General features: G+C 41.5%; 22 protein-coding genes. 13 read left to right on the top strand and 9 right to left on the bottom strand.

The genetic code is table 11. The features are described from left to right. Nucleotides 1-104 precede the first annotated feature (104 nt). Genes RI557_RS04500 through RI557_RS04465 form a run of 8 tightly spaced genes read left to right on the top strand, consistent with a single transcriptional unit; the run spans nt 105 to nt 8,876 of the window. Nucleotides 105-1,349: a T9SS type A sorting domain-containing protein gene (locus RI557_RS04500; protein ID WP_310682413.1), complete on the top strand. Its 1,245-nt coding sequence runs from the start codon at nt 105-107 to the stop codon at nt 1,347-1,349. Next, nucleotides 1,346-2,233, top strand: a complete 888-nt coding sequence (locus tag RI557_RS04495) for an ABC transporter substrate-binding protein (protein WP_310667493.1) — start codon at nt 1,346-1,348, stop codon at nt 2,231-2,233. The genes RI557_RS04500 and RI557_RS04495 overlap by 4 nt, the downstream gene beginning before the upstream one ends. Further along, the gene (locus tag RI557_RS04490) at nt 2,230-3,273 is read left to right on the top strand and encodes an iron ABC transporter permease (protein WP_310682411.1); all 1,044 of its coding nucleotides are present in this window, start codon (nt 2,230-2,232) and stop codon (nt 3,271-3,273) included. Before RI557_RS04495 ends, RI557_RS04490 begins: the two co-directional genes overlap by 4 nt. Beyond that, the gene (locus RI557_RS04485; RefSeq protein WP_310667491.1) at nt 3,266-4,099 is read left to right on the top strand and encodes a heme ABC transporter ATP-binding protein; all 834 of its coding nucleotides are present in this window, start codon (nt 3,266-3,268) and stop codon (nt 4,097-4,099) included. The genes RI557_RS04490 and RI557_RS04485 overlap by 8 nt, the downstream gene beginning before the upstream one ends. After that, nucleotides 4,096-5,151: a ChuX/HutX family heme-like substrate-binding protein gene (locus RI557_RS04480; protein WP_310667490.1), complete on the top strand. Its 1,056-nt coding sequence runs from the start codon at nt 4,096-4,098 to the stop codon at nt 5,149-5,151. Before RI557_RS04485 ends, RI557_RS04480 begins: the two co-directional genes overlap by 4 nt. Nucleotides 5,152-5,153: 2 nt before the next feature. Further along, entirely contained in the window at nt 5,154-7,406 is a 2,253-nt protein-coding gene (locus RI557_RS04475; RefSeq protein WP_310682408.1) for a TonB-dependent receptor, read from the top strand. Next, on the top strand, nt 7,406-8,368 hold the full coding sequence (locus tag RI557_RS04470) for an HmuY family protein (protein ID WP_310682406.1): 963 nt from the start codon (nt 7,406-7,408) through the stop codon (nt 8,366-8,368). Before RI557_RS04475 ends, RI557_RS04470 begins: the two co-directional genes overlap by 1 nt. A 49-nt stretch (nt 8,369-8,417) precedes the next feature. Then, on the top strand, nt 8,418-8,876 hold the full coding sequence (locus tag RI557_RS04465) for a UvrB/UvrC motif-containing protein (protein ID WP_310667487.1): 459 nt from the start codon (nt 8,418-8,420) through the stop codon (nt 8,874-8,876). Between the two features lie 5 nt (nt 8,877-8,881). Here RI557_RS04465 and RI557_RS04460 read toward each other — a convergent pair whose 3' ends face one another. From RI557_RS04460 to RI557_RS04420, 9 genes are all read right to left on the bottom strand, one after another. Continuing rightward, nucleotides 8,882-9,616, bottom strand: coding sequence for a LytTR family DNA-binding domain-containing protein (locus tag RI557_RS04460; protein WP_310682404.1), 735 nt, complete (start codon nt 9,614-9,616; stop codon nt 8,882-8,884). Continuing rightward, nucleotides 9,613-10,656: a histidine kinase gene (locus tag RI557_RS04455; protein ID WP_310667485.1), complete on the bottom strand. Its 1,044-nt coding sequence runs from the start codon at nt 10,654-10,656 to the stop codon at nt 9,613-9,615. The genes RI557_RS04460 and RI557_RS04455 overlap by 4 nt, the downstream gene beginning before the upstream one ends. Before the next feature lie 96 nt (nt 10,657-10,752). Next, nucleotides 10,753-11,823, bottom strand: coding sequence for an alanine/ornithine racemase family PLP-dependent enzyme (locus tag RI557_RS04450; protein WP_310667484.1), 1,071 nt, complete (start codon nt 11,821-11,823; stop codon nt 10,753-10,755). A 22-nt stretch (nt 11,824-11,845) separates the two neighbouring features. Beyond that, nucleotides 11,846-12,997, bottom strand: coding sequence for an alanine racemase (alr, locus tag RI557_RS04445; RefSeq protein ID WP_310667483.1), 1,152 nt, complete (start codon nt 12,995-12,997; stop codon nt 11,846-11,848). 1 nt (nt 12,998) lies between these two features. Beyond that, entirely contained in the window at nt 12,999-14,147 is a 1,149-nt protein-coding gene (locus RI557_RS04440) for an amidohydrolase (protein WP_310682402.1), read from the bottom strand. 2 nt (nt 14,148-14,149) lie between these two features. Next, nucleotides 14,150-14,584, bottom strand: a complete 435-nt coding sequence (locus RI557_RS04435) for a GNAT family N-acetyltransferase (RefSeq protein WP_310667481.1) — start codon at nt 14,582-14,584, stop codon at nt 14,150-14,152. A gap of 12 nt (nt 14,585-14,596) precedes the next feature. Beyond that, on the bottom strand, nt 14,597-16,057 hold the full coding sequence (locus RI557_RS04430) for a sodium:solute symporter family protein (protein WP_310667480.1): 1,461 nt from the start codon (nt 16,055-16,057) through the stop codon (nt 14,597-14,599). A 6-nt stretch (nt 16,058-16,063) separates the two neighbouring features. Next, the gene (locus RI557_RS04425) at nt 16,064-16,453 is read right to left on the bottom strand and encodes a hypothetical protein (RefSeq protein WP_151170013.1); all 390 of its coding nucleotides are present in this window, start codon (nt 16,451-16,453) and stop codon (nt 16,064-16,066) included. 79 nt (nt 16,454-16,532) lie between these two features. After that, nucleotides 16,533-17,012 carry a MarR family transcriptional regulator gene (locus tag RI557_RS04420; protein ID WP_310667479.1) on the bottom strand — a complete coding sequence of 160 codons (480 nt, stop codon included), beginning with the start codon at nt 17,010-17,012 and terminating at the stop codon, nt 16,533-16,535. 232 nt (nt 17,013-17,244) lie between these two features. Here RI557_RS04420 and RI557_RS04415 point away from each other — a divergent pair, with 232 nt between their 5' ends. The 5 genes from RI557_RS04415 to RI557_RS04395 form a co-directional block, all read left to right on the top strand. Further along, nucleotides 17,245-18,192 (top strand): 2-oxoglutarate and iron-dependent oxygenase domain-containing protein, encoded by a 948-nt coding sequence (locus RI557_RS04415; RefSeq protein ID WP_310667496.1) that lies wholly within the window; start codon nt 17,245-17,247, stop codon nt 18,190-18,192. Nucleotides 18,193-18,201: 9 nt separating this feature from the next. Further along, nucleotides 18,202-18,867, top strand: coding sequence for a YceI family protein (locus RI557_RS04410; RefSeq protein ID WP_310682400.1), 666 nt, complete (start codon nt 18,202-18,204; stop codon nt 18,865-18,867). An 83-nt stretch (nt 18,868-18,950) separates the two neighbouring features. After that, nucleotides 18,951-20,129, top strand: coding sequence for a tRNA 2-thiouridine(34) synthase MnmA (mnmA, locus tag RI557_RS04405; RefSeq protein ID WP_310667477.1), 1,179 nt, complete (start codon nt 18,951-18,953; stop codon nt 20,127-20,129). A 14-nt stretch (nt 20,130-20,143) separates the two neighbouring features. Beyond that, the gene (ribB, locus tag RI557_RS04400; protein ID WP_310667476.1) at nt 20,144-21,271 is read left to right on the top strand and encodes a 3,4-dihydroxy-2-butanone-4-phosphate synthase; all 1,128 of its coding nucleotides are present in this window, start codon (nt 20,144-20,146) and stop codon (nt 21,269-21,271) included. Nucleotides 21,272-21,334: 63 nt separating this feature from the next. Beyond that, nucleotides 21,335-21,581: ATP-binding cassette domain-containing protein (locus RI557_RS04395; RefSeq protein WP_310682398.1), on the top strand; the 247-nt coding region annotated here is incomplete at its 3' end.

Raw genomic sequence — 21,581 nt, 5'->3', positions numbered from 1 at the left:
AGAATCAGTCTAAATACCGTGTTTTTGGTATTGTATCAATAATTGAATGAACTCACTTTTGTGACTGTTTAGAATCAATCCAAATAAAAATAAATAGTCACGTCATGAAATCGATTTTTACATTATTGACAGCATTCGCCTTATTATCAGGTAGTTTAAAAGCCCAAACCAATACAGATTCAGTATCTGTAAATGCCGGTTATACCCATCAGGTTTGGTACAGCTTTGAAAATGGAGAAGTTAAATCTGAACAAGTTGATAACTGGGATTTAGCATTCGAAATCAACGGGTACAACTCTTCAATCCGCATCAATCATGCAGGCGGTACACAACTATGGATTTATCCAACTGCTGACACAGCTGCATGGGGATCAAACCTCGACACAACAGGAATCACAAACTGGCCGGCTCTATTGAACAGCGATACATCCTGGGCGCATGGAGCATTTAACAACTCGGCAGATCCTAATGATCAATTCGATCTTGGTTGGGGAGTTTACAACATGACAACTCACCATGTAACAGGTGACAGTATCTATATCATTCAAAACACGGCTGGTGACTACAAAGCTTTTAAAATGCTCAAACTCGCTGGCGGTGTTTACACTTTTGAGCTCGCCAACCTCGATGGATCTGATATTATCACCCGCCAGGTTGATAAACAAGCATTCAGCGAAAGAAACTTCGGTTACTACTCGATCACAAATGACGAAACAGTTAATCGTGAACCAAATCGATTCGATTGGGATATTACATTTACTCAATACGGTGCCCCAATGCCAGGTTTTGGTGTTTATCCTGTTACAGGAGTATTGCAAAACAAAGGAATTGAAGCAGCTGAAGTCTATCCGGTTAATGATCCTGAATCTTACAAAGATTACCAATCTGCACAATTCTCAACTGAAATGAACATCATGGGCTACGACTGGAAGTCTTATGACTTCAATGCAGGAGGTTATGTGATTGCCGATAGCACCGTTTATTTCTGCACTGATCAAATGGGAAATTACTGGAAACTCATCTTCAGTGATTTTGGCGGATCGTCAAATGGTACTTTCTACTTCACTAAAGAAAAACTGGGAGCAACAGGATTTGAAACATTTACCAATAAATCAGAAACAACACTCTACCCTAACCCGGTTGCACCCGGTCAATCACTTCGTTTAAAAACTGATTCACAGTCAGAACCGGTTGAGCTTACACTCATTGACATGACCGGAAAGATTGTATTCGACAAGATAGTTGAGCCAAATACAACCATCTCAACTTCTCAACTCACTGGCGGATTATACCTCGCTAAGATCAAAATCGGAAACGAAATAAGAACACAAAAAGTAATTGTACAATGAGAGTATTGACATCAATCACACTATTCCTGAGCTTCATCCTTTTTGGATGTGGCTCCGGGAATGGATCTGACCAACAATCGACAACAGAGAAACAACAATCAGAACCTAAAAATCAAGAGATGCGCATCGTGACACTCAACGGTGCCATTACCGAAATCATTGCTGCTGCAGGAGAAACGGATAAAATCGTGGGCGTTGACGTCACCAGTAATTATCCGCAAGAAGTACAAAAGCTTCCTAAAGTTGGACACAACATGAAAATTCAGGCTGAAGGGATTCTCTCGTTAGAACCAACTCATGTACTGGGTAATGAAGGAAATATTAAGCCTGAGGTTCGCGAGCAACTTAAACAGTCAGGCGTTGAGCTTATCATGTTCCCTGAACGTGACTACTCAGTTGAAGGGACAAATAAACTTGTAAAAGATGTTTGTGAAGCAATTGACAAGCCTGAAAAGAGTAGCGAAATCATCAGTTCAATCAAAACTGATTTGAGCAAGCTCAACAACTTTGAAGAAAAGCCAAAAGTCCTTTTCATCTATGCTCGCGGAGCCGGAACAACAATGATTGGTGGTACCAAAACACCTATGAACACGATCATTGAAATAGCCGGTGGCGAAAATGCAATAACTGAAATCGAGGAATATCAACCACTCACATCAGAAGCTTTAGTTGAAGCAAATCCTGATGCTGTGCTCTTATTCAACAGCGGAGCCGGAAGCCTCAATGGCAGCGCAGGTATTCTTAAACTCCCGGGAATGAAGGCAACAAAAGCCGGAAAGAACAAAAACTTCATCGTTATGGACGGTGCACTATTGTCAAATTTTGGTCCGCGTGTGGGAAAAGCAGCTCTTGAACTCAACCAAAAACTCAGTAAAATAAAATGACATCGGGCAAACGCTCCATATTGCTCACCCTTTTAGCCTTGCTGGTAACGGCATCTATCTTCGTAGCTTCTGGATTAGGAGCCGTTAAAATTACCATTACTGAAATACTTGATATCCTCCTCACCAAATTAGGTATCAGTAACGGTCAGAGCCAGCACGAAGCCGTCTTTTGGATAATCCGCTTGCCACGTGTGCTCCTGAGCGCATTCGTGGGAGCGGGATTAGCCATCAGCGGTACAGCTATGCAAGGCATATTTCGCAACCCACTTGCTGATCCCTCAATCATAGGGATCTCATCAGGAGCTGCCTCCACAGCTTCTGTTTTCATTGTTGTGCTATCAGCTATTATGCCTCAATGGTACACAATGTGGGGCGTTTCCCTACTATCAATTGCATCTTTTATCGGAGCAGCACTCACTGCCTGGTTGATTTTCACTATTTCTCATACAAAACGCGGTGCAGATTTAGCTACAATGCTACTTGCCGGAATCGCGATCAACGCTCTTGGCGGAGCAATAACCGGAGTCATGACATTTTTAGCCGATGATGTGCAATTGCGTTCATTAACTTTTTGGACTCTCGGCAGTTTGGGCGGAGCAACCTGGCAAAGTGCAGGAATCGTAGCTGCAATCACTACGGTATGCCTCATTTTCCTCATCCCCATAAGTAAGGGGCTCAACGCTATGGCTCTGGGAGAAAGTGAAGCATTACATATCGGGATAAATGTGCAAAGCTTAAAAGTAAGAGTGATCATTCTTACAACACTTGCCGTGAGTGCCACAGTTGCATTTTGCGGAATCATCGGATTCATCGGGTTGGCTGTGCCACACATATTACGCATCAGTTTTTCGAGCGATAATAGGTTTTTGCTTCCTGCCTCTGCCCTGGGAGGAGCACTACTCCTTATTTGGGCCGATACACTTTCACGAACTATCGCTCAACCGGCTGAAATTCCGATAGGTGTTATTACGGCTCTGACCGGAGCACCTGTTTTCCTCTATTTACTCATTCAACAAAAAAGAAAGGCGAAATATGCTTGATGTACAAAATATCAGTTTTGCCACACCAGGCGGAAAAACACTTTTGCATCCCACCAGCTTCAAAGCTGAACTGGGAGAGTTGATCGCGATCATTGGCCCAAATGGTGCGGGAAAATCAACATTACTAAAATCGTTGAGTAACCAACTACACGATGCATCAGGTGATGTCTTTTGGAATGAAGCTAATCTCAAAAACTTGTCGCCACAGGAACAGGCGTTGAAACGCGCAGTTGTAGCTCAACAAGTTTACATGACAATGGAGTTTCCTGTTAGGGAAGTCGTGTTGATGGGGCGTTATCCTCACTTTCAAAAACAACCTTCTAAACACGATTTTGAAGCTGTGGATTGGGCAATACGCCATACAGAGGTTGAACATTTGACTGATCGATCATACAACTCGCTGAGTGGTGGCGAACAGCAGCGCGTTCAAATTGCACGTGCGTTTGCTCAGCTTCACGAGATAGATAGCCCCGGACTTCTTTTGCTCGATGAGCCACTCAACAACTTAGATATCAAACACCAACATCGATTTTTAGATCGTGTATCTGAGTTTACAAATCAGGGAAACACCACGCTTCTCGTAATTCACGACATCAATTTAGCCGCGCTCTATGTCGATAAAGTTGCGATTTTAAAAGATGGTGAGCTCATTGCCTTTGATTCGCCAGATAAGGCTCTGACCGAAAAAAACTTACTTACAGCCTACGACTTTCCCGTGCGGGTTGAACACCATCCTTACCACGATGCACCAGCAGTATATTTTGGGTGTCCCGCAACGGCTCATGAAAAAATAAATAACTCAACTTCAAAACAATATCAATTATGAACACAACAGCAACCTTAAAAGATCAATGGAGAGATTTAATTCAAACTGAACCGGGATTGCGCATCCGTAACGCGGCCGCAAAACTGGGAGTTACCGAAGCTGAATTACTCGCAACAAGAGTTGGAGAAGATGTCACGCTTTTGAAGCCTGAATTCCAGGAAATTTTAAATGAAATTGAATCACTTGGAAAGGTAATGGCACTTACTCGCAACAATGAAGTGGTACACGAACGCAAAGGTGAATACCTGAATCCAACACTCGATAATCCGCATGTTGGTTTATTTGTTGGAGATGACATCGACCTGCGTATTTTCTTTGCTTCATGGAAGTTTGCTTTTGCCGTAACGGATGACAACGGCCGTATGAAACGTCAAAGCATTCAGTTTTTTGCTAATGATGGCGAAGCGATTCACAAGATTTACCTCACTGACAAAAGCGATGAAAACGCTTATCAAAAATTGATTGAAAAATACAAAGCAAACGAGCAGAAAAGCTCAATTGTGGTTGAGCCTAAAAAAGAAAAAGAAGCTGAGACTCCTGATAGTGAAATTGATGTTGAATCTTTTCGTGAAGATTGGGTGAATTTAGAAGATACTCATCACTTCTTTGGCTTGCTCAAAAAACACAAGTTAGCTCGTAAACAAGCATTACGTCTGGCACCTGAAGGTGAGTACGTAAGCAAAATGGACAAGGATGCTATCAAGTCTATTTTACAAAAAGCAGTTGAAAACAATGTATCGATCATGGTTTTTGTGGGCAATAAAGGCATGATTCAAATACATACAGGAGTAATCAAAAAGCTGCTTGAACGCGGCCCGTGGTACAACGTAATGGATCCTGACTTCAACCTGCACATCAATATGGATGGAATTGTAGATGCCTGGGTAGTACGTAAGCCAACTGAAGACGGCATGGTCACAGCCATAGAATGTTTCAATAAAGACGAAGACCAGGTTGTTCAGTTCTTTGGTAAGCGTAAACCGGGTATTCCGGAATTAGAATCCTGGAGAGATATCGTAAGTGAAGTCGAATCAGAACACAAGCTCAGCTAATCATGTTGAATCGACTCGTTTTCTCTTTTTTATCAGCTGTTGTGTTAGCTGCTCCACTGTCGGCTCAGGTATCTCTTAATGTGTTTGACGCTGAGAGTGGGGCTCCATTGCCCAACGCTCACATTTTGTACAGTGGTATTTATGCCAACAAGAAAAAAGCTGTACTCACTGATGTTGACGGCAAAGCTGTTATTTCAGACTCGGGCCTGGCCAAACAACAAAAAGTAGCAGTTTCAGTTTCTTATATCGGCTATGGAAAAGTGAATGATACACTTTCATATCCGGGAGATTATACCATTGAGCTCTACCCCGAAAGCCAATTTCTCAACGAGTTTGTGGTTACAGGTCAGTACGGAAAAGAAAGTACTGAAAAAACTGTTCACAATGTTAGAATTGTGACGAGAGAGAAAATGGAGAAAATGGCTGCTGTCACGCTTAAAGATGTACTAGAAAACGAGCCAAATATCCGTATTTCAAAAGATCCCGTTTTAGGATCAGGCTTGAGCATGCAGGGAATTTCAGGCCAAAATGTCAATATCATGATTGATGGTGTTCCAATTATCGGCCGACAGGATGGTAATATCGATCTCTCACAAATCAATTTGGAAAATATCGAGCGGATTGAAATTGTGGAAGGTCCGCTCAGCGTTAATTACGGAACTAATGCTCTTGCTGGAACCATTAACCTCATCACAAAGAAAGAATACCAAAACAATACAGAAATCAATATCAACTCACAGGTAGAGTCAATAGGAACGTTTAATGCTTCAGCACAAGTGAGTCAAAAAATCGGGAAAGGCCGAATATCATTGACAGGAAGACGAAACTACTTTGACGGCTGGAGTAAAGAAGATCCTGTAATGCCTGAAACCGGTGAAATAAAAGCTGATGCCGGTCGAGTGCAAAACTGGAATCCGCGCGAGCAATACATTGGAAATGTAGCTGTTCAATATCCAATTGGCAACTTTAATTTAAGAGTGAGTTCTCAATATTTCGATGAGGAAATCATCAACAAAGGAATGCCCAGGAAGCCTTACAACGAAACAGCTTTCGATGATTTCTACTACACTACCCGATTCGATAACTCAATCGCTTTAAATGGAGAAATTTCAGATAAGTTGAGTCTAAAATGGATTTCGGCTCTGAACATTTACAAGCGTCAAAAAAACACTTATGTCACGGATCTGACCACTCTCGACAAAGAACTGGTAGCGACTCCCGGCTCTCAGGACACCTCAACTTTTAACGCTGTAATGAGCCGGGGAACTTTCACTTACAGTCATAACCAAAACCTATCATTCCAGGGAGGTTTTGATGCTCGTCACGAGTGGGCTACAGGTCAGCGGTTTGAGAATGCCGAGCAGATGGGTGATTATGCCGTTTTTGCTTCCTCTCAAATTCATTTATTTAATTCGGACTTAACTTTAAGACCCGGACTCCGCTATTCTTATAATACTGCTTACGAGTCACCTGTAACGCCATCAGTAAATATTCGTTACAGCAGTGGAAAATTCACTTATCGAGGTTCATACGCCCGCGGATTCAGAGCTCCGTCACTCAAAGAACTGTATTTCTACTTTGTAGATATCAACCACAATATCGTGGGTAATGATGATTTAAAAGCTGAAAGATCACATAATCTTGCAGCATCTGCCAGTTACAAAACACTCTGGGATCAAAAAATCCTTCAGCTTAAAGCTAAAGGATTCTACAACCTCATCGAGGAACGTATCACGCTTGCCAATGTGAATAGCACAGAATACAGTTATGTCAACGTTGGAGAATACAAAACTCACGGACTCAATTTTACAGGCTCTTTAATGCTCGAGCACTGGAAATTCAACGGTACCGTTTCTCTCATCGGACAGTACAATCAACTCAGCGAAGAGTACGAAGCCGATGAATACAACTATTATCCTGAGTTTACCGGAAACACACAATACACGATACCAAAGTGGGATTTGAGTCTGGCGCTATTTTACAAATACAATGGTGCGATGCAGGGTGTAGCGCTTGATGAAAACGAGAATGTTTACCAAACTGAGATCGAAAGCTACAGTATGTTAGACTTTATGATCACGAAAAAACTCTGGAAAAACCGCATCACAGTGGGCGTTGGAGCTCAAAACATTTTTGATGTTGACAACATTGCAGCTACCAGCTCTGGCGGAGCCCACTCTACCGGAGAAAGTGCCATGCAGGTAAGCACAGGAAGATACTACGTGGGAAATATCAAAATAAAAATCAGTAAGTAATGGTCAGATCCTTATTTTTCATACTCCTCGCCATCATCGCTTTATTTTCGTGTGAACGCGAAGAAGTTCCTGTAGAACCTCACGACCGCGGTGGAGTTGAAACAATCCAAATTCCGCTCGGATCTGATTACAACAGTCAGATTTGGTATGATTTAGGGACAAACTCAGTTATAAAAGTAGCTGATAAAACTAGTTGGGAACTGGGCTTTTCCTGTGCAGACTCATCCTGGAAAATCACATTGAACTCATCAATGGCCATGACAGCCGGATTGGTGGAAAACAAAACTTTTGATGAAGTGAACTCCAGTGACGAACCCGAGTTATTCGCAGATCATCCATCCGGCAACCCTGATAGTTTGGCTCTTGCAAACTGGTTCTCAAAAGAAGGAGTATGGATCGTTGATCTGGGAGTTGATGCAATGGGAAAAACGAGAGGTCAAAGAAAAGTTTCATTGAATAAAACAGATGACGGATACACGATAAAGTATGCTAATCTCGATGGATCTGACCAACAAATTATTACAATTGACAAAGACAGCCGCTACAACAGAAAGTTACTATCCCTCAAAACCGGAGATATCGTATTACCTCCTCAATCCTCACAATACGATTTACTTTTTTCGCAATACACACACATTTTCTATGAGCCGGAGTATATGCCTTATCTCGTAACCGGTACGCTGATAAATGAAACTAATACGAGTGTGGCGATTGATACAACATCGAGTTTTAGTGAAATCAACCGTGAGATGGTGAACGCTTATGAGTTTTCTTCAAGATTAGATGCCATTGGCTACGATTGGAAATTTTACAATTTTGATGCGAGCTCTTACATCATTTACGACTGGATGAATTTCATCGTCAAGGACGCTGAAGGTTATTATTACAAGCTCCATTTTATCGATTTTTACAACGACCAGGGTGAAAGAGGCTTTCCTTTGATGGAGGTGCAGGGATTGTAGGTTCAGGATTAAATCTTAAATTCGGAGGAGGATTATTAAACAACACACCATGCAATCAATCATCGACCAATTAAACGAAACACTTCATAAAGCTGAAGAGGCGGTAAAGGCTAACGGAAAAGTTGAGGAAAGTCATATCGATACAATGATGGAACTCACAAACAAATTTTCCTCTTCCATGAAGCTCTTTGATGAGGAAGTTAAAAATGATGAATCGGTGTTTTTAAAATTAGATAAATCAGGCATTGAAGAAATAAACGCTTTTGACAAGAAGCTCAATCAATTGAGAATTGACAAAATCAACGCAGTTGAGAAACATGACTATGAAAAAGCTGCCAGACACAGAGATGAGATGCGGAAAGTCCAAAATAAAAAGTACAAATCGCTCATAGACTTAAATGAACTTAACATCGGATTTAACGAATTCAACAACGCTCTTCTTTTAATCAACGAACCGTTAAATAACAGCAAGGTTGTAGATGCTTTTGTCAGGCGCTATCGCTTTTGAGTTCATTACAAGCTCATCTTTTCTTTCAGCTTGGCTGCCTGCCTCCTCGAAATTTCAATACGTTTCTCATCTTTTAAGATTACGAGCAAACCGCCATTGAACCACGTTTCAATTTTATCGATCCACTTGAGGTTGATGATATGCTTTCGGTTAGCCCTAAAAAACACCTTATCGCTCAACTTTTTATCGAGCGCATTCAACGATTTCAAAATAAGTGGTTTGTTGTTATCAAAATACACGCGAACGTAATTCCCTTCACTTTCAAACAGCCTGATATCCTTCAATGTAACAAACCAGCACTTATCCCCGTCCTTCACAAAAACCTGATCATTTTCACCTAGCGATTCAGACTCATTTTCATTTGATTTTACTTCATCCTTTTGCTCCATCTGTTCGAGTTTATTCTCGAGAGATTTCAGGAACTTTTCTTCCTCTACCGGTTTAAGGATATAATCCAAAGCACTCACCTCAAAAGCGCGTAGAGCAAATTCATCATAAGCTGTAACGAAAATCACCTCCGGTGTGTAATCGAGACTTTCCAGTAATTCGAAACCGTTTTTGCCCGGCATTTGAATGTCGAGGAAAATCAAATCGGGGGATAGCCTTTCAATTTTATCTTTAGCCTCAATTGCATTAGCCGCTTCATCTATTACATCCACCATTTTCTGGTTTTTGAGAACCGATTTCAACTCCTGCCTTGCAAGGCGTTCATCATCAATAATTATCGCTCTGTACTTCATATACTTAGGGTTTTATTAGGGATTTTGATATAAGTTTCTACAGTTTCGCCTTCTCCGTTTCTCAACTGGAAATCAGCATCTTCACCATAAAGTAAATCTAATCGCTGCCTGGTATTGATCACACCAAAACCAGTCTTTTTATCGATGTATTTTTGGTCAGATCCCAGCTTACCGGGATTCACAATACAAACGTGTAGCTCGTCATCTTTCACATCAACCTTGAGCCTGATCTCGCCTCCCTCTGGCAAATGTGCAATTCCGTGTTTGATAGAGTTTTCTACCATCGTTTGTACGATCATTCCGGGAACCTCAAACTTCATTGCCCTTTGATCAATATCAGCTTCAAATTGTAAGCGCTCCTCGTAACGCTTTTTCTCTAAATCCACATAATCCTGAACGAGTTGCCATTCCTCTGAAAAAGGCACTGTTTTTTTGCGTCCCATGAGTAGTGTGTTGCGCAAAAGATTGGAAAGCTGGGTGACAGATTTCTTCGCTTTTACCGGGTCTTCATCGATGAGGGCTCTGATCGTGTTCATAGAATTGAAAATAAAGTGCGGATTGAGCTGTGATTTAAGTTTATTCAGCTCCACTTCATTCTTGTGCGCCTCCCATGTGAGGTTCTTAATCTCTTCGCTTTTGTAGCGCTGGAAAAAATGAAACGCAAAATAAATCACGCTCCACAACACGAAAAGGACCGTCCAATTGAGAATTTGTATCGCAATCTCTACGAAGTTATAACTCTCAGATCCAAAGAATAGCCAGTCTGCTGTTACGTAAAGAAGTTGGAACAGAAATGCAAAACTCACGGATCCGACCAATACCCGTGGAATCAAGGATAAAAGGCGAAGCTCTGTCCACCTGAGTTTGATGATCAGATTCCTGTATAAATGCGAGCTCAATACTCCCACCAAATAAGCAATGAGATATTGAAAGAGCATGGCGATGGTCACGAGCTGACCTTGCAACATGTTGGTTACAATAGCCAGGATGATGTAGAGCAACCAACCACCGAGCTGCAGTGCAATGTATGTCTTGCGCATTTCTTGCATTTTGCCAAATATACACTACTCGCAAGCTCAAACAGCAGCTTTTACATTAGCGGTTTTATTTTAGGATGTTTTGAGTGAATCGTAATTCTAAACCAATAACTTATCGATATAGTCAGAATTGAGCAGACTCAAAGCTCCCATGTACTTGAGGTTAAACGAAACAATATCACCTACCTGGAAATCTTGTTTGTTTTCGCCCAGTTCGAGAATGAGCATATCAGAGCTGGCTCCTGTGATTTCAATGTTGGGATCGTCCGGAACGAGAAAGTCAGGTGATACATCGAGTAAGCCTAAATCAATAATCGCGCGGTAAGATTTTTTGCCGTAATCTTCTTCATCGATCTCCGTCATTTCACCTGATGGATTAGCTGCCATCGTCCCGATTGGAACTTTTGGTTTTTCCATCAATTCTATGATCTCAGCGTAGAGCTTGATGACATCCTGGTACATATCCTCTACAGGCTCTTCAGAAAAAAGATCATTCCCAAAGTACAGCATCTCTCCCACTCTAAAGTGATTAATACCATGCGGAATCTGTCCTTTGAGCAAAAGCGGGATTACGACACTGGTTCCTCCAGTAACGTAAGGAATTTTCTGATCAAACTTCGCTTCGATCAATTGCTCGTAAAGGCTCAACTGAATGAGTTTATCTTGCGAAGGCATTACTCCGTGTAAACAATTCAGGTTTGATCCAATTCCGGCCACTTCAATATTTGAGAGTTCGAAAATTCTGCCGTAAAAGTCCATCAAATCAATACCCATAACACCTTCCCGTAAATCTCCAAGCTCGATCATGATCACAATTTTATGCGTCTTTTCCTGCTTTTTAGCTTCTTCATTGAGCATTCTGATTGTTTCGTATTCAGAATTAAAACTGACATCAGCATAGCGCACAATCGTGCTGATACTTCTTTTAGCAGGCGGTTTGATGTAGATTGTTTGAACTGAAGGATCAATTTCTTTTACAACCTTGAGATTAGAAATCCGCGAATCACATATTTCGTGAGTTCCGAGGTTGATAACTTCATGAATATAATCGCGGTTACCACAAAGTACTTTTGTGACCACAGCCCATTCAATATCGTTATCCTTAAAAAGTTTATCCAGGTACTGATAATTGTGTTTTAACTTGTCTCTAAACAGCTTCAAATAAGCCATAAGTAATCCTTTCGTTAGGGGTTCAATTTACAATATTTCTGGGAATATCTGCCGGTAAGCGTGTGAGTAACTCGTAATTTAACTGAACACTCATCTCACCGAATGCTGATACTGAAATCTCCAAATCACCTTGTTTACCAATTAGCACTACTTCATCACCTTTTTCCACACCGTCAATTAGCGTAACATCAACGACAAGTGCATTCATGTTGACCATACCCACTACATTGATTCGCTCACCTTTGATCAGAACACGACCACGATTGCTCAGCGAGCGACTAAAACCGTGAAAGTAACCAACCGGAACTGTCGCTACTTTCATATCTTGTTGTGCCAGGAAGCTCGTACCGTAACCGATAAACTCACCGGCTTTCACATGCTTGATGTCCATCACTTTTGAGCGCCACGAGATGAGGCGTTTAAGTGGATCTGACTGTAAATCGCGCTGAGCTGCATAATGGATAAACGTTTCTCGACTGGGCCAAAAGCCGTACTGCAAGATTCCAACCCGAACGCGATCCATCAACGTTTTGGGATAGCGAATTGACGCTGCTGAACAAGCGGTATGGTATTCCTCAGCAACAATTCCCTGCTGTGAAAACCACTTTTTCATTTTCAGGAACGTTTTGTGCTGCTCCTTTACTCGTACCTGGTTCGCGATGCTCTCAGCACCCGCATAGTGCGTACACATTCCCTGCAAAATGTAATGTCCGTCATATTCTTCTAACAATTTCACGACAGAAGTCAATTCATACTGCTCAAAACCTGTGCGGTTCATTCCGGTTTCCACCTCAATATGAATATTGGCTTTTATTCCAATGTGCTTTGCCAGTCGCAACGCATGTTCGAGGCGATCGAGTTCAAATACATAAAAGTGAACACCACCTCTCAAAGCCCATTCCAGCTCATCGTTATCAATCATTCCCATGATCATAACAATCGGTTTGTGATGAGCAGCTTTTAAAACACGAAGCGCTTCATCTGCACTGAACACCGAAAAATGATCGACTCCTACATCCTCAGCAATTTGTACAAAATCTTCTATTCCATGACCGTAAGCATTTCCCTTTATCACAGATGAGATTCCAACGTCCTTTCCATACAAATCCTGTAAAAAAGAGATGTTGTTTTTGAGAGCTGATCTGTCTATTTCAATTTCCGATGTGTGAAACATATTATTCGTTTAAGTGCTGATTTAGAATCCCATAAAAAGTTTTAACAGCCGGCTCAATAATTTCATCGGGGAAGTCATAATCAGGATTGTGCAATGCCGGGCAATCCTCTCCGGAGCCAACACCAAACATGGCACCCTCGTATTTTTCAGTAAACAAACCAAAATCCTCTCCCCACTTAAATGGTGTATCGAGTTCTTTTAAATCTACTCCTGAATCTCGAGCACTTTTTCGCACTTTATCCACTGCCTCAGGTGCATTTTGATTAGCGCTAAAAACCTCAGTCCAACTAATATCAACCGGAATATGAAATTCTTTTGAAGCCTTTTCGGTCAGATCCACCATATCTTTCGTCAATTGATCCATGAGTTCGTTGGAAAAGGATCTGAATGTAAGATGAAGCTCTCCGTAACCGGCTGATACGCCATAAGCTTTCTCACCCAAATTGATGTGAATTGGCGTTATGAGTCTGAATTTTTCATGCGTGGGATCTTTGACAACCACATTTTCACTTTCGGTCAGAACATTAGCAATTGGATATGCCGGATTGAAACCTTTTTCGGGTTCAGCAGCATGAGAGGTTTTACCTTTCCACTTTGAGATCATGCTCTTTGCAGCAGCCGTAAACGTTTCGTTTTTAACTGCAACCTGTCCTTTTGGAAATCCCGGCAAATTGTGGAGCGCATAGACGTAATCCGGTTCAATTTTAGAAAAATTCGAATCTTCAATTACTGAACGAGCTCCTCTTCCATCTTCCTCAGCCGGTTGATAGAGTAAAATCAATCTGCCTTTTTTAGGTCTATTTTGAGAAACAATTGTCGCCAAACCGGTCATGATTGCCATGTGCCCATCGTGACCGCATTTATGCGAAACACCATCGCGCTCTGACCGATGATCAAACTGATTGATTTCCTGTATTGGAAGAGCATCCAGCTCACATCTAAAAAGGATTGATGGACCTTCCTCTTTTCCTTTAAAAATTGCAGCTAGCCCTGTTTTGCCTAGATGAACAATTTCATCGGGCTTTAGCGATTTCAGCTTGGTTTCTATTTTTTCAGAAGTGTCGTATTCATTTCCTGATACTTCAGGCTCCTTGTGAAGCTCTCTTCTAAAATCGGTGATTTCCTGGATTAAATCTTGCTCTATCTCCATGCTTATTGCTTTCTTTTCCAACGCATCTCGAGATACGGATTTGTAAAGCCAACCTTTTCATAAAGAAACTTGGCCGGATTATTATCCTCAACGTGTAGCGCCACATCTCCGGCACAAAGTTTTAATGCACCTTCCATCAATTTTTTTCCTGCTCCTTTTCCGCGCTGATTGTGGTGAACAGCTATGTAAACCAGAATATGCTCTGGAATGTAGCCAGACATCCCGGTGTCATTGATTACAACAGCTCCAACAATCTCTTTGTTTTCGAGCCCAAGCAGGATGAAACCACCGTGATCAAAAACATAGTTGAGAGCTTTTAATATATCCTCTTTGGGATCACCAAATTCTTCGAGGTGTTCATGGAGAAAATCAGCAATAACATCATTGCTGTGTAATTTGTCTTTTCCTGAATTTTGGTTGAGTGTCTTAAATTTCATGCTTTTATATTTTTAGTTTTTTACTTCTTCATGATGATCAATAACAGTTCTCTTGTTAGGAAATAGATTGCTTAAAGATATGAAAAGTACCGCTGAGGCTAGAATTCCAAAGAAGTTGGCATCCAATCCAAACGGAAGGTTTACTTCAAATGCATTGAGAAAAACCGTTGTTAATCCGCCACCTAACATTGCTGAAACAGCTCCAATCGTACTTCTCTTTTTCCAAAAGAATGCTCCAATCACAGGAACCAACAGTCCGGAGACCATAAAGGAATAAGATAGAAGCATCAGATCCAGCACATTCTGCAAATTGAGCGCAATCAAGATGGCTGCTGCACCAATAATGAGTGTGATCACCTGTGAGATTCGCACAACCTGATTTTCTTTGAGATTCACAATTTTAGAGAGTAAATCAGAGACAATATTACCCGATGCAGCCATCAGGCAAGAATCCGCTGTACTCATAATTGCTGAAAAATAAGCCGACATCATAATACCCATTAAACCAACTGGAAGTACGGTTCTGAGTAAAAGTGGTAATCCCATTTCAGAATCGAGGTCAGAGCCTACCGGAAAACCGAGTTCACCAAACATTCCCTGGTCAAAAGCCACACGAGCAAAAAGACCTAAAAGCACACCCATCATTGCCATGATAGGCCATTCCAGAATGCCGGCAATGAACCATGCTTTTTTTGCTTCTTTTTCACCTTTTGCCGCGTACATTCGCTGGTAAAGCGTCATCCCGACAAACCAAATGGGAATAATAGTAATCGCCCAATTGACGAGCTGACTCCAGGAAATATTAGTGAGCGACAAAAACTCAGGCCCCACTGAAGCTTTAATTGCCGGAATTCCACCAATAGCATTGTAAGCGAGTGGCAATCCAATAAAGATTAAACCGATCATCAGTATTGCCCACTGAACAGTATCGGTGTATATCACAGCTTTGAGTCCGCCCAGTACGGTGTAAACCACCGCAATAACTCCCATGATAATGAGCGCTTCGGTCAGACCCAAATTCACAAATGAGGCAGAAGCAAGCTTGGCACCTGCCAATATTTGAGAACTGGTAAAACCGAGGTAGCCAATAGCCGATATGAGTCCGGCTAACAGGGCTACCTCAGGTCCGTAAAATTGATTGAATATTTGCGGGAATGTGAGTAATTTGACCTTTTTTGATAGTTTGGCTACTTTGGGAATTAAAAAAGCACCGCTCAACCAAGCGCCTATCAGTCCCGTGAACAACATCCACGACCCACTAACTCCCATAACAAAACCAAGGCCTCCCAGTCCGATTGAAAAACCGCCACCTACATCGGTAGCTACGACTGAAAGGCCAATATGCCAACTTCCCATCGACCTACCGCCAACATAATAATCATCCTCAGATTTGTTCTTCCTCATAAAGAAGAAGCCCACACCGAGCATGACAACCATATATGTTATGAAAATCGTTAGGTCTATCCAGTGCATTGAGAATTAAGCTATATTCTCAAGCTTCACCAATTCGGCATCAATCATCATACGGTCAATTAAGTTTTGGAATTTCTCAGCACGATCTTTCGGTACCAGAAGCTTGAATTTTCCTCTATTTTGCTTTGAGTAAGAACTGAACAGAATCCATTTTGCAACCTGATCCTGTATTTCACGCTCTTTCATTTTGTGCTCTATTTCGTACACATCAGAAACTTCGTCTTTAACGGCTACCAGATCAGGAGTAAACTTCTTCATTGATCCGTTATAATTGAGATCTATTGGTGTTTTGTAGCCGGCAAAACGGGTTTTGAGCTCATCGTACCCTTCCTTTTCCAATTTCTTGACGAGCTTCTTTAAAACCTTCTCTTTCTTTTGCGATGTTGATGTTGCCATTTATTTCTTTATATTATATAGTGTTAAACAAAAAAAGTAAAATTTAGTTCTTGTACAAACTATTTTGGAATAAATATTGCTATTGAAAGTTAATGGGTTCATGCTCTGTAATAACAGGAGATGCACTGACATCTTTAGCTCCTAACACATTAACTAACAAATTAGATGCTTTTTTAACTTCCTCAAATTGATCAGGAGACATATTCTCGAGTTTATCTCTCAGCTCGGTATGTAAAAGGCCGGGAGAGTTTTCGATGATGTATTTTCCTTTAGTGGTTATCGAAACGTATGTTACCCTTCTATCTCCCGTTTTAGGCAATTTAGCTACATACCCCTTTGCTTCCAATCTATAAATTAACCCGGTAACAGTACTTGCATTGAGGTTGAGGTATTTTTTAATTTCACTTTGACGTGCCTTAAACTCTTCTTGTTCATTGAGATAAACCAATGTTAATAATTGTGGAATGCTAACACCAAACTCTTTTTGAATTCGCTTTGATTCAAGGTTAATAGACCTCACTATTTTGCGAATGTTCAATATGATATCTTTAGCATCCATTTTGATGAAAATAAAAAATTTATTTGGACTGATCTTAAATTGGGCGCAAAGTTTAGTGAAAAAATATCGAAAAGTCCACTTATTAAAGCTTTTGTAACAATTATTAACGGTTGTATTCAAAAAAAGATTTCTCTTCATACTTCACTAAACCTGAATTCCTATACTTTCGTATTTTCACGGAAATTGACAACTTTGGTTTCAAAACATACGAATCATGTCAGCAGATAACAATATGCAAGGAATCCCAAGCGTGGATTTAGCTGATTTCACATCAGGTGATAAGGAAAAGAAGCAAAATTTCGTAAAAAAACTCGGTGAAGCTTACGAAACAATTGGTTTTGTAGCGGTGAAAAACCACGGAATTGATGATGAACTTATCGAAAAGCTCTACAAAGAAGTGAAATGTTTCTTTGATCTCGATGAGGATGTTAAACTGAAATACGAACACGCTGATCTGGCCGGTCAGCGCGGTTATACTTCATTTGGCAAAGAACATGCTAAAAACCGTAACACCGGAGATCTAAAGGAATTTTGGCAATTTGGACAATACGTTGAAGATGACGATCCACTAAAAGAAGAATACCCTGAAAATATTTACGTTGAAGAAATTCCTCGCTTCAACCTTGTAGGTAAAAAAGCTTATCAATCGCTCGAAGCAACAGGTGTGGATATGTTGAGAGCTATAGCGCTTTATCTCGACCTCGATGAGAATTATTTTGATGATAAAGTGTTGCGTGGCAACAGCATTTTACGCGCTATACATTATCCACCTATTGATAAAAACGCTCCTGAGGATGCGGTCAGAGCCGGTGAGCACGAAGACATCAACCTCATCACTTTACTTATTGGCGCTTCAGCTGACGGATTGCAGGTTCTGAACAGAAAAGGGGAATACGTTGATGTTACAGCTCTTCCCGATCACATTGTAGTCAACGTTGGTGATATGCTTCAACGCCTCACAAATGCAAAACTGAGAAGTACTACGCACCGCGTTGTGAATCCGCCCAAAGATAAGTGGCACACTTCGCGCTACTCAATCCCGTTCTTTCTTCACCCAAAGAGTGATATGAAGCTGGATTGTCTCGGTTCATGTATTGATGAAGAACACCCAAAACAATTTGAAGACATTACAGCGGGAGAATACTTAGATGAACGCTTAAAAGAAATAGGACTCAAATAAATAAACGCTATGAAAAGAGAATTTTTAACACTATTGACAATTGGCTCGTTCGCGTTTTTCGCGAGTTGCGGAAATCAGGGAACTGAAAAGAAAACTGAAGAAAAAGACCAAAAGGTTGAAGAAGCCGCAAAAAAAGAAGAATGCACTTACGCATTTGATCTTGAAAATACTTCAGTAAAATGGACAGCTTACAAAACAACTGAAAAGATTGGCGTGAGCGGAACGTTTGATTCACTCATCGTTTCAAACACACAAAAAGCCAGTTCAATAGCAAGTGTTTTTGAAAATGCGACATTTGAAATTCCGGTTGCTACGGTTAACTCCAACGCTCCTGACCGCGACAAAAAAATCCTGGCACACTTCTTTGGTGTAATGGATGAAACTACATCGATTAAAGGAAAGGTTTTAGGAGTAGATGAAGCTATCGGTATTATTTCTATGGATATCACAATGAATAATATAAGTAAAGCTTTTGACTTTAGCTACGAAATCAAGGATAATACCTTATCAGTTTCAGCAGAAGGTATGAAATTATCTCATTGGAAAGCTCAGCCTGCTGTCGATTCACTCAACACAGTTTGTTACGATCTTCACAAAGGATCTGACGGTGTGAGTAAATTGTGGCCTGAGGTCAAAATCGAAATTGCCTCAAAAGTCCAAAAGGATTGCAAATAAGAAATCATTAACAATTAGAACCGAACCCCGGCAACAAACTTGTCGGGGTTTTTCGTATGTAAGCCCTACCTTTGCAGCGAATTATGGAAAAAGGAAGAGTTGTAGTTGGTTTATCGGGCGGAGTTGACTCAAGTGTAACAGCTTATCTTCTTCAGCAACAGGGCTATGAAGTCATCGGGATGTTCATGAAGAACTGGCACGATACCTCTGTGACCATCAGCGATGAATGTCCGTGGGTTGACGATAGTAATGATGCGCTTCAGGTTGCTGAATCGCTCGGAATTCCTTTTCAAACGATCGATCTCAGCGAACAGTACAAAGAAAGAATTGTCGACTACATGTTTGCTGAATATCAACGTGGCCGCACACCCAATCCCGATGTGCTGTGCAACCGCGAAATCAAGTTTGACATATTTCTCGATGCAGCAATGAAACTGGGAGCCGATTATGTGGCAACCGGTCATTATTGTCAAAAAGGTGTTGAAGAAATTGACGGCAAAAATGTTTACAAACTAATTGCCGGTGCTGATAAAAATAAAGATCAAAGTTACTTCCTCTGTCAGCTCAATCAGGATCAACTGAGCAAAGCTCTGTTCCCGATCGGGCATTTGCAAAAAAGCGAAGTGCGGGAAATCGCACAGGAAGTGGGTCTTGTAACGGCAGATAAAAAAGATTCTCAGGGCTTGTGTTTCATCGGAAAAGTGAAGTTGCCAGATTTTCTTCAGCAACAACTCAAACCCAAAGCCGGCAAGGTGGTGGAGATTCCGAAAGATGCCGGGATTTACGCTAAAAACGGCTCTGACCGTGACCTTGAAAAAATGGCTACTCCCTTCGCCCACTCTACTGAAATGGGCAATGTGGTTGGGGAACACAACGGAGCACATTTTTTCACAATCGGGCAGCGAAAGGGGCTGGGCATAGGAGGAACGCCTGAGCCGCTTTTTGTGATTGAAACAGATACTGAAAACAACATTATTTATACCGGACAGGGTGAAAATCACCCGGGGCTCTATCGATCAGCTCTTTTCATTCCCAACAGCGATACTCATTGGGTTCGCGAGGATTTAAAAATGAATAATGGTCAGAGCCAAAAGTTCGATATTCGCATACGCTACCGCCAACCTTTACAAGCCGGAACTGTTCACAAGACAGAAGAAGGTATTTACATTGAATTTGACGAACCTCAACGCGGCATCACGCCCGGTCAGTTTGCGGCCTGGTATAACTGTGATGAGTTGATTGGTTCAGGAGTAATTGCATAACGAAACATTGTTAGATGCGCGATAAATTAAATACGATAGAGGAAGCCCTCGAAGATATTAAACAGGGAAAAGTTGTCATTGTCGTTGACGATGAAGACCGTGAAAATGAAGGTGATTTTGTGGCTGCAGCCGAAATGGCAACACCTGAAATGATCAATTTCATGGCCACTCATGGTCGCGGATTGATCTGCACACCCATTACTGAAACACGAGCAAAAGAGCTCAACCTCGAGCTCATGGTGGGCAAAAATACCGATCCGCACGAAACAGCATTCACCGTTTCGGTCGATTTCAACGGAGCCGGAAATACAACCGGTATTTCTGCACACGATCGCGCAAACACGGTCAGAGCCCTTGTCGAGCAATCTACCAAACCGACAGATTTCAACCGTCCCGGGCACATTTTCCCGCTCAAAGCCAAAAACGGAGGTGTTCTCCGCAGAACCGGGCACACTGAAGCTTCCATCGATTTAGCGCGTTTGGCCGGATTAAAACCGGCCGGAGTGATCGTGGAAATCATGAACGAAGACGGAACAATGGCTCGTTTGCCACAACTGTATAAGATTGCTCATAAATTCGATTTAAAAATCATTTCCATCGAAGACCTTATCGCGTACAGGATGGAAAATGAATCACTTATCGAGAAAGTATTTTCTACCACACTCGATCACAATGGGGATAAATTTGAACTCCATGTTTTCAACCAAACCACTACAGGTGAGCGACACGTAGCAGTGACAAAAGGGACATGGGAAAAAGGAGAAGAAGTGCTAATCAGAGTTCATTCTTCCTATCTGCGAGGTGATATTTTGAAATCGACTCAAATCTCAGCCGGACCCGAAATCTACGCTGCGCTTTCCATGATAGAAAATGCCGATAAAGGTGTTGTTATTTACATGCAACAGGAAAACAGCAACACTGTCCTCAATCGCAAGCAACGCAAAGAAGGAATTGATGCTGTGGATGCTAAATTGCAAAAGATGAAAATGGATCCGCGCGATTACGGTGTTGGAGCTCAAATCCTGAACAGTTTGGGCGTTCAAAAAATGAAGCTCATGTCAAACCACCCCAAGAAACGCACAGGAATGGTAGGCTACGGTTTAGAGGTTACAGAGTTTGTTCCGTTAAAAGAGAAAGCATGATTATTTCTTAAATCAATTTAACTCCACTGCGTCTATTTTCCCGAATCTCTGTTATTTTGCAGCATGATCGGAATCAACAATATTTCTGTTTCGTTTAGCGGACACCAGCTTTTTGAAGACATTTCCTTTAAAATACTCCCCAAAGATCGCATCGGTCTAACAGGAAAAAATGGTGTAGGGAAATCCACGCTCCTCAAAGTCATTATGAACATCCAGGAACCGGACAGCGGTTCGGTTGCGCTTTCTGAAGACGATACGCTTGGCTACCTACCACAAGAACTGGAAGTTTCAAGCCAAAAGTCGATCATGG

The sequence above is a fragment of the Salibacter sp. genome (assembly GCF_031581065.1).
Lineage (GTDB): Bacteria > Bacteroidota > Bacteroidia > Flavobacteriales_G > Salibacteraceae > Salibacter.
This window is presented reverse-complemented; position numbering and strand designations above follow the sequence as displayed.

Coding starts and splice junctions, on each gene's coding strand:
- RI557_RS04500 (WP_310682413.1), top strand. CDS start 105: ATGAAATCGATTTTTACATTATTGACAGCATTCGCCTTATTATCAGGT.
- RI557_RS04495 (WP_310667493.1), top strand. CDS start 1,346: ATGAGAGTATTGACATCAATCACACTATTCCTGAGCTTCATCCTTTTT.
- RI557_RS04490 (WP_310682411.1), top strand. CDS start 2,230: ATGACATCGGGCAAACGCTCCATATTGCTCACCCTTTTAGCCTTGCTG.
- RI557_RS04485 (WP_310667491.1), top strand. CDS start 3,266: ATGCTTGATGTACAAAATATCAGTTTTGCCACACCAGGCGGAAAAACA.
- RI557_RS04480 (WP_310667490.1), top strand. CDS start 4,096: ATGAACACAACAGCAACCTTAAAAGATCAATGGAGAGATTTAATTCAA.
- RI557_RS04475 (WP_310682408.1), top strand. CDS start 5,154: ATGTTGAATCGACTCGTTTTCTCTTTTTTATCAGCTGTTGTGTTAGCT.
- RI557_RS04470 (WP_310682406.1), top strand. CDS start 7,406: ATGGTCAGATCCTTATTTTTCATACTCCTCGCCATCATCGCTTTATTT.
- RI557_RS04465 (WP_310667487.1), top strand. CDS start 8,418: ATGCAATCAATCATCGACCAATTAAACGAAACACTTCATAAAGCTGAA.
- RI557_RS04460 (WP_310682404.1), bottom strand. CDS start 9,616: ATGAAGTACAGAGCGATAATTATTGATGATGAACGCCTTGCAAGGCAG.
- RI557_RS04455 (WP_310667485.1), bottom strand. CDS start 10,656: ATGCGCAAGACATACATTGCACTGCAGCTCGGTGGTTGGTTGCTCTAC.
- RI557_RS04450 (WP_310667484.1), bottom strand. CDS start 11,823: ATGGCTTATTTGAAGCTGTTTAGAGACAAGTTAAAACACAATTATCAG.
- alr (WP_310667483.1), bottom strand. CDS start 12,997: ATGTTTCACACATCGGAAATTGAAATAGACAGATCAGCTCTCAAAAAC.
- RI557_RS04440 (WP_310682402.1), bottom strand. CDS start 14,147: ATGGAGATAGAGCAAGATTTAATCCAGGAAATCACCGATTTTAGAAGA.
- RI557_RS04435 (WP_310667481.1), bottom strand. CDS start 14,584: ATGAAATTTAAGACACTCAACCAAAATTCAGGAAAAGACAAATTACAC.
- RI557_RS04430 (WP_310667480.1), bottom strand. CDS start 16,057: ATGCACTGGATAGACCTAACGATTTTCATAACATATATGGTTGTCATG.
- RI557_RS04425 (WP_151170013.1), bottom strand. CDS start 16,453: ATGGCAACATCAACATCGCAAAAGAAAGAGAAGGTTTTAAAGAAGCTC.
- RI557_RS04420 (WP_310667479.1), bottom strand. CDS start 17,012: ATGGATGCTAAAGATATCATATTGAACATTCGCAAAATAGTGAGGTCT.
- RI557_RS04415 (WP_310667496.1), top strand. CDS start 17,245: ATGCAAGGAATCCCAAGCGTGGATTTAGCTGATTTCACATCAGGTGAT.
- RI557_RS04410 (WP_310682400.1), top strand. CDS start 18,202: ATGAAAAGAGAATTTTTAACACTATTGACAATTGGCTCGTTCGCGTTT.
- mnmA (WP_310667477.1), top strand. CDS start 18,951: ATGGAAAAAGGAAGAGTTGTAGTTGGTTTATCGGGCGGAGTTGACTCA.
- ribB (WP_310667476.1), top strand. CDS start 20,144: ATGCGCGATAAATTAAATACGATAGAGGAAGCCCTCGAAGATATTAAA.